A 7179-nucleotide genomic window follows, 5' to 3' on the forward strand; every position below is an offset into this window, starting at 1 on the left:
GTGAAAAAGATGGTACGCATGGTCAGTACACAACCGAGAAAACAGCGCAAGGCGCGTTACAACGCACCGAACCACACCCGGGGCCGGTTCCTCTCTGCATCACTTGCCCCCGAACTTCGCGGGAAATACAACACCCGGCGGACCCGTGTGGTCAAGGGCGACACTGTCAAGGTGCTCCGTGGAGACTTCGCCGGGGATGAAGGCGTCGTCGACTCGGTGGATATGAAGGTATGCCGGGTGATCGTGCACGGCGTGATGGTGACGAAGGCTGACGGAACCGAGGTTCCCCGTCCTATCGACCCCTCGAACGTGCAGATCACGAAGCTCAACCTGAAAGACAAACTTCGTGAGGAGAGACTCGGAGGCGGAGCATAATGTCTCACTATCTCAAGCGGCTGGTAGCGCCAGGCTCCTGGCACATCCCGAAGAAAGTACAGAAATTCGTCATGAAGACCGCCCCGGGCCCCCACAACGCCGGCGCTCTGCCGGTCGGTGTCTGGCTCCGTGAGCATGTCCATCTTGCCGAAAATGCAAGCGAGGTCCGGAAGATCCTGCACCAGCGGGACATCATCGTCAACGGACGGGCCTGCAGAAACCCGCAGATGGGCCTTGGGGTCTTTGATATCGTCTCAATCCCGAAACTCGGGAAGCACTATCGCATCCAGCTCGATGTGCGGGGCAACCTGGTTGCCGTTGAGATTCCGGCGGAGTCCGCGAAGACCAGGCTTTGCAAGATCCGGAATAAGACCACGATCCGGGGCGGCAAGGTACAGTTGAACCTTGCATTCGGTGCGAACATCCTCGCCGACAACACCTACAAGGCAAAAGACTCCATTGTGGTGACTCTCGGAACGGACGGCGAAGACAGGTTCCGGATCGTCGACCACTTCCCCTTCGCGGAGGGCAATGTAGCCACAATCGTCGGCGGAAAGCACTCCGGCAGGGTAGGCAGGATCGTTGAGATCATCCGGACCGCGAGTTCCGGACAAAACCGCGTCATCCTCATGGATGACTCGGCAAACGAGCAGTTCGAAACCATTGAAGATTACATCTTCATGGTCGGCCGCTCCGGAATTGCACCTGAACTGGAGGCCCTGGCATGAGCGCAATGAAAGAGATCTACGTCGATAAGGTCGTTGTGCATATGGGTGTCGGGGAGAGCGGCGAGCGGCTGGTCAAGGCCGAAGACCTCGTGAAGCAGATCACCGGCCAGAAGCCCGTCCGCACCGTCGCCAAGCGGACCCAGCCGGCGTTCGGCATCCGGAAGGGTGCCCCCATCGGGTGCAAGGTAACCCTGCGCCGGGAGAACGCCGAGAAGTTCGTCAGGACCGCTCTCGATATCGTTGATCGGCGGCTTGCACTCTCTCAGTTCGACCGGACCGGCAACGTCTCGTTCGGCATTGAGGAGCATACCGACTTCCCGGGCATGTCCTACGACCCGGCGATCGGTATCTATGGGATGGATATCAACGTGGTGCTCGAATACAAAGGTGTGCGGATTGCACGCCGGAGCGTCGAGCGCAGGAAACTGCCGATGGATCAGAAAGTGACGAAAGAGGACGCCGTCGCGTTCATGCGCGAGCGCTACCAGGTGGAGGTGTAAGGATGGCAGAAGAGTCTGGAGCACCGTCAGCGGGCGAGCATGTAAGAAAGTTCGGCCGTGGTGCGAACGAGTGCCGCATCTGTGGTCGGAAGCAGGGCCTTGTGCGTAAATACGGCATCTACTTCTGCCGTCAGTGCTTCCGCGAATGGGCGGGAAAGATGGGCTTCAAGAAGATGAACTAGGGGTTGAGAGAATATGGCACGACTGAATCCAATCGCTGACGCGATGAGCACGATCAAGAATGCCGGCGACTCTGGAAAGAGTGAGGTTATTGTCGAGCCGGTGAGCAAGCTCCTCGGCGCTATGCTCCGCGTTATGCAGGAAAACGGCTTTATCGGCGGCTTCGAGTTCATCGACGACGGTCGCGGCGGCCAGTTCCGGATCCAACTCTCCGGAACGATCAATAAGTGCGGCGTCATCACCCCCCGGTTCCCGGTGACGATGACTGACATGGAATACTGGGAGTCGCAGTACCTCCCGGCAAAGAACTTCGGTATCCTGATTGTCTCCACCTCGAAGGGAGTCATCTCCCACGCAGAGGCCCGGAGCGCGGGTATCGGCGGGCAACTGCTGGGATACGTCTACTAAGGGAGGGAAGTGAGTATGGGAATTACACGAAAGGTTGAGATCCCTCCCGGTGTGGACGTCACGCTCGAGGGCAGTGTGCTCACGGTCTCGGGACCGAAGGGTACACTGACTCGTAATATGCGCTTCCCGCAGATCGACGTCGTGGTCGAAGACGGTGAACTCGTCGTCTCCACGGCATCCGATAAGAAGCGGTTCCTTGCCATGAGCGGAACGCTTGAAGCCCACGCAAAGAGCATGATCCGGGGCGTCACGGAAGGCTACGAGTACCGCATGAAGGTGGTCTACAGCCACTTCCCGATCCAGTTGAAACTGCAGGGCGGCAGCCTTGAGATCAACAACTTCCTTGGCGAGAAGCAGCCCCGGATCGCAAAGATCATCGAGGGTGTCAGCGCCAGGGTTGGAAACGATGAAGTGACCCTCACCGGCATCGATAAGGAGAAAGTGGGCAACACGGCCGCAAACATCGAACACGCGACCAGGATCACGAAACGTGACCCCCGGGTGTTCCAGGACGGCATCTACATCGTCGAGAGGGCGTGAAAGAGATGGATGAGATACGAAGATTGATCCGCGTCCGCACCCGGCACAACAAGCCTGCCTTTAAGAGGCGGGGTCTTCACCGCAAAGCGAGACTGGAAGATGTCTGGCGGCGTCCGCGTGGTCTACAGAGCAAGCAGAGAGCGCAGTTCAAAGCAAAGGGTGCACATCCCCGGCCGGGGTACGGAAGCCCCGTCACCATCCGTGGCATGCACCCGAGCGGCTATGAGGAAGTGCGGGTCTTTACCCCTGCAGAACTTGTGGGACTGATCCCGGAGACTCAGGCCGTCCGGATTGCCGGATCGGTGGGTAACAGGAAACGCGGCGAAATTCAGGCGCGGGCCATGGAACTGGGACTCAAGGTGCTGAACGCAAAGGACCTTACCCGTGCGGCGGAGGCTCCTGTTGCCGAAACCGAAGAGGAGGTGACCGAGGATGAGTGACCTAGCCGGTCAGAGGCGAATGGCAGCCGCCATCCTCAAGTGTGGTGCCAACCGCGTCTGGTTCGACCCCGAGCGCCAGGCCGATATTGAGGCGGCTATCTCCAGAAACGATCTGCGCGAACTCATCGAAAACGGTGCGATCAAGGCCCATATCATCAAAGGAAACAGCCGGGGCAGGACACGGGCACGGACGGCAAAGCGTTCGTACGGTCACCGGAAAGGACCGGGGAGCCGAAAAGGTGCCGCCGGAGCCCGGAGTTCCAGTAAGCGGATGTGGATCGGTAAGATCCGGGCGCAGCGCCGCGTCCTGCGCGAGATGCGTGATGACGGCAGAATCGACCGGAGCCTCTACCGCGTGATGTACCGGCGGGCTTCCGGAGGCCAGTTCCGGAGTGTGTCGCACCTTGCGGCTCACGTTGAGACGATGGCAGGGAGGATGAGATAATGGCAACCGGCCCAAGATATTTCGTGCCCTTCCGGAGAAGGCACGAGGGTAAGACTGATTACTACAAGCGGATGTCGCTCCTGTCGTCAGGAACCCCGAGAATGGTCGTCCGGAAGACGAACCGGCAGATCATCGTGCAACTGGTCGTCCCCGAGACTGAGGGAGACTGCACCCTGGTGGCTGCATACTCGGCTGAACTCGCCGGTTACGGCTATGCAGGATCGGCCGCAAGCACCCCGGCAGCTTACCTGACCGGGATGCTGTTTGCGGTCAAAGCGTTGAACGCAGGGTATGATGAGGCAATCCTGGATCTCGGGCTTGCCCGGGCAAAACCCGGAGCGCGCGTCTTTGCTGCTCTCAAGGGGGCAGTGGACGGCGGTCTCGACATTCCCTACGGTGAAGAGATCCTCCCCGACGAGGAGCGGCTCAAAGGCGCCCACATTGCCGGGTATGCTCCCGAGCGGGCGGGGGACCTGGTAGCGAATGTAGAGGCTGTGGCTCTGGCCATCAAGAAGGAGCTGGTGTAGACAATGGCATACGTACAGGAAGAATGGATTCCGCTCACCGGTCTCGGGCGCATGGTCGCTGCCGGCGAGATCACCAGTATCGATGAGGTGCTCGCAAGCGGCAGACCGATCAAGGAGCCCCAGATCGTCGATCTCCTCCTGCCCGACCTGGAGGACGAGGTCCTGGACATCAATATGGTCCAGCGTATGACCGACTCGGGTCGCCGTGTGAAGTTCCGCACCGTCGTAGTGGTCGGCAACCGGAACGGTTACGTCGGGTTCGGCCGGGGCAAGGACGCTCAGGTGGGTAACGCGATCCAGAAAGCAATCGTAAACGCAAAACTGAACCTCATCAAGGTCTCCCGGGGATGCGGGAGCTGGGAGTGCGGTTGCGATACCGCTCACTCGATTCCCATGGAGGTGACCGGCAAGGCGGGCAGCGTCCGGGTGACGCTGAAACCCGCCCCGCAGGGAATCGGTCTCGTGACCGGGGATATCCCGAAGAAGGTCCTGCAACTTGCAGGCATCAAGGATGTCTGGGCCTTCAACCGGGGACAGACCCGGACGACCATCAACTATGCCCAGGCGACGTTCGAGGCGCTTCGGCAGACGAGTCTCGTCAGGATTGGAGGGACGGAGTAAATGTATGCGGTAGTGCAGGTCCGCGGCGTGGTTAATACCAACCGTGAGATCAAAGATACGCTGAAGATGCTCCGTCTGCACCACATCAACCACTGCGTCCTCGTGCCCGATACCCCGGCGTACCTCGGCATGATTCGCAAGGTCAAGGACTTCGTGGCGTACGGCGAGGTTGACAGAGACACTCTGGCCACCCTCCTGCGCACCCGGGGCAGACTGACCGGGAACGAGCGGCTGACCGACGATTACGTCCGCGCGCATACCCCGTATGCGGGCATCGAGGAATTTGCAACAGCGCTTTGCAGCGGTGAGACAACGTTCCGTGATCTGGCCGAGATCAAACCGGTGTTGAGACTACATCCTCCACGAAAGGGCTATAATACAATCAAACGAACCTTTCAACAGGGAGGGGCGCTCGGCTACTATGGTCCCCAGATCAACGATCTCCTCTACAAGATGAGGTGAAACAATGCCCGTAAACAAGCGATCAAAATACAGGGGTTCACGGACCTGTGGCGGCGGCACGCACAAAAATCGACGTGGCGCCGGAAACAGGGGTGGACGTGGTAGAGCCGGCCAGCGCGACCACCGCTTCTCCCACTTCTACCTGAAGGGCGAGATAGCCAACGGTAAGCACGGTTTCGTCAACAAGACTTCCGTGCCGGTATCCGCTCTCGACGTCGGGGAGATCGACCAGATGGCTGAAGCGCTGCTCCAGGAGGGGCTTGCTATCCGGGAGGGCGACCTTATTACTCTCGACGCCACCGCGATCGGCATCGAGAAAGTGCTCGGCGGCGGCAGAGTCACACATAAACTGAGTATCTCCGCCCGGGAGTTTTCAGCACGGGCCCGGGCTAAAATTGAGGAGATGGGCGGTCAGACAACGACCGCCTGATCTTCTTTTCAGGTGAAACTATGGGAGATCTGCTGGATAGATTTGAACCAATCCTTGCAGCGATGCCTGCAGTCCGGAGTCCGGAGGGGCACGTCCACTTCAAGAACAAACTCATGTGGACGCTTGCAATTCTTCTCCTCTACTTCGCATTGACGAATATCGATATCTTTGGACTCTCTCCGCAGTCACAGGATATTTTTGGAATGTACCGCGCCCTGCTTGCCGGTGCGAGCGGTTCGCTTCTGCATCTCGGTATCGGGCCGATCGTCACCGCGTCGATCGTGCTGCAGTTGCTCAAGGGCGCTGGAATCCTGCAGATCGACACCAGTGAAGCACGCGGCCAGGTCATGTACATGGGCCTGCAGAAGATGCTCATCTTCGTGATGATCATCGTCGAAGGGTTCCCCATGGTCGCGAGCGGTCTGATGCTGCCCGACCCGTCGGTGGCGGCCCAGTTCTTCGGCGGCAATACGTTCACGGTCTCGTTCCTGATCTTCCTCCAGCTCTGCCTCGGCGGGCTCCTGGTGGTGTTGATGGACGAGGTCGTCACCAAGTGGGGTATTGGCTCGGGTGTGGGGCTCTTCATCGTTGCAGGAGTTTCCCAGGGCCTGGTGAACGGCTTCCTGAACTGGCAGACGGGCACCGATCCCTTCCCGATCGGGTTCTTCCCAAGGCTCTTCGCCATAGCGACGTCGGGGGCGAACTTCCTTCAGTACTTCGGTACGGACTTCTTGGCCCTCATCACGACGATCATCATCTTCATGGTCATCGTCTATGTGGAATCGACCCGTATCGAGATCCCGCTTGCGCATACCGCCGTCCGCGGCGCCCGCGCGCGTTTCCCGGTGAAGCTCATCTATGCAAGCGTTCTGCCGATGATCCTCGTCCGGGTGCTGCAGGCGAACGTCCAGATGATCGGGATGCTCCTCTCCAACGCCGGGATAACGATCCTCGGCGAGTTCCAGGATCAGCAGCCGATAAACGGCCTCATGTGGTTCATTGCGCCGATCAACCAGCCGACGGACTGGATGTGGTGGCTCTCCGACCTCGGGCACGCCCCCTGGGAGATCCTCATGCGGATGGGTATCGATGTCCTCGTCATGGTGATCGGGGGTGCGATCTTCGCGCTCTTCTGGGTCAAGACCGCAGGACTCGACTCAAAGGACGTGGCCCGGCAGATCCAGAGGAGCGGGATGCATATCCCCGGTTACCGCCGGAACGCTCAGGTGCTTGAGAAGTACCTCGACCGTTACATCCCGCGGGTCACCGTCATCGGCGGTGTGTTCATCGGGGTTCTCTCGGTCGTTGCGAACCTCTTCGGTGTCGTCGGTGCGGTCGGAGGTACCGGCCTGCTGCTTGCGGTGAGCATCACCTATCGGCTCTATGAAGAGGTCGCAAGCCAGCAGATCATGGAGATGTACCCGTTCATGCGGTCGTTCTTCGGCAAGGAATGAGTCCGGAGGCCCGACCCTTTGGGTCGGGCCGTCGGAGTCGTTCCTGGAGAAGCGGCGCGGAGCGCTCGC

At 59.6% G+C, this 7179-nt stretch carries 13 protein-coding genes; all 13 read left to right on the forward strand.

The window, feature by feature from the left end:
• The first annotated feature begins 9 nt into the window (after positions 1 to 9).
• Genes rplX through secY form a run of 13 tightly spaced genes read left to right on the forward strand, consistent with a single transcriptional unit; the run spans position 10 to position 7110 of the window.
• Complete coding sequence (rplX, locus tag BP737_RS02265) at positions 10 to 375, forward strand: 50S ribosomal protein L24 (protein ID WP_292406062.1); 366 nt, start codon at positions 10 to 12, stop codon at positions 373 to 375.
• Entirely contained in the window at positions 375 to 1103 is a 729-nt protein-coding gene (locus BP737_RS02270; protein WP_292406060.1) for a 30S ribosomal protein S4e, read from the forward strand. Before rplX ends, BP737_RS02270 begins: the two co-directional genes overlap by 1 nt.
• Positions 1100 to 1603 (forward strand): 50S ribosomal protein L5, encoded by a 504-nt coding sequence (locus tag BP737_RS02275; RefSeq protein WP_292406058.1) that lies wholly within the window; start codon positions 1100 to 1102, stop codon positions 1601 to 1603. Before BP737_RS02270 ends, BP737_RS02275 begins: the two co-directional genes overlap by 4 nt.
• 2 nt (positions 1604 to 1605) lie before the next feature.
• Positions 1606 to 1785, forward strand: a complete 180-nt coding sequence (locus tag BP737_RS02280) for a 30S ribosomal protein S14 (protein WP_292406056.1) — start codon at positions 1606 to 1608, stop codon at positions 1783 to 1785.
• Between the two features lie 13 nt (positions 1786 to 1798).
• Positions 1799 to 2191: a 30S ribosomal protein S8 gene (locus BP737_RS02285; protein WP_292406053.1), complete on the forward strand. Its 393-nt coding sequence runs from the start codon at positions 1799 to 1801 to the stop codon at positions 2189 to 2191.
• Between the two features lie 15 nt (positions 2192 to 2206).
• Positions 2207 to 2731: a 50S ribosomal protein L6 gene (locus tag BP737_RS02290; RefSeq protein ID WP_292406052.1), complete on the forward strand. Its 525-nt coding sequence runs from the start codon at positions 2207 to 2209 to the stop codon at positions 2729 to 2731.
• A gap of 5 nt (positions 2732 to 2736) precedes the next feature.
• Positions 2737 to 3171, forward strand: coding sequence for a 50S ribosomal protein L32e (locus BP737_RS02295; RefSeq protein ID WP_292406050.1), 435 nt, complete (start codon positions 2737 to 2739; stop codon positions 3169 to 3171).
• Positions 3164 to 3616 carry a 50S ribosomal protein L19e gene (locus BP737_RS02300; RefSeq protein ID WP_292406049.1) on the forward strand — a complete coding sequence of 151 codons (453 nt, stop codon included), beginning with the start codon at positions 3164 to 3166 and terminating at the stop codon, positions 3614 to 3616. Before BP737_RS02295 ends, BP737_RS02300 begins: the two co-directional genes overlap by 8 nt.
• Entirely contained in the window at positions 3616 to 4143 is a 528-nt protein-coding gene (locus BP737_RS02305) for a 50S ribosomal protein L18 (RefSeq protein WP_292406045.1), read from the forward strand. Before BP737_RS02300 ends, BP737_RS02305 begins: the two co-directional genes overlap by 1 nt.
• Before the next feature lie 3 nt (positions 4144 to 4146).
• A complete protein-coding gene (locus BP737_RS02310) occupies positions 4147 to 4764 on the forward strand; it encodes a 30S ribosomal protein S5 (protein WP_292406043.1) in 618 nt (205 codons plus the stop codon).
• Positions 4765 to 5226, forward strand: coding sequence for a 50S ribosomal protein L30 (locus BP737_RS02315; RefSeq protein ID WP_292406041.1), 462 nt, complete (start codon positions 4765 to 4767; stop codon positions 5224 to 5226). It abuts the gene before it with no gap.
• Positions 5227 to 5230: 4 nt separating this feature from the next.
• Positions 5231 to 5656: an uL15m family ribosomal protein gene (locus tag BP737_RS02320; protein WP_292406039.1), complete on the forward strand. Its 426-nt coding sequence runs from the start codon at positions 5231 to 5233 to the stop codon at positions 5654 to 5656.
• Positions 5657 to 5676: 20 nt separating this feature from the next.
• The gene (gene secY / locus BP737_RS02325) at positions 5677 to 7110 is read left to right on the forward strand and encodes a preprotein translocase subunit SecY (protein WP_292406037.1); all 1434 of its coding nucleotides are present in this window, start codon (positions 5677 to 5679) and stop codon (positions 7108 to 7110) included.
• Positions 7111 to 7179 lie beyond the last annotated feature (69 nt).

It is taken from the genome of Methanoculleus sp. UBA291 (assembly GCF_002499755.1).
GTDB classification, from domain to species: Archaea; Halobacteriota; Methanomicrobia; order Methanomicrobiales; family Methanoculleaceae; genus Methanoculleus; species Methanoculleus palmolei.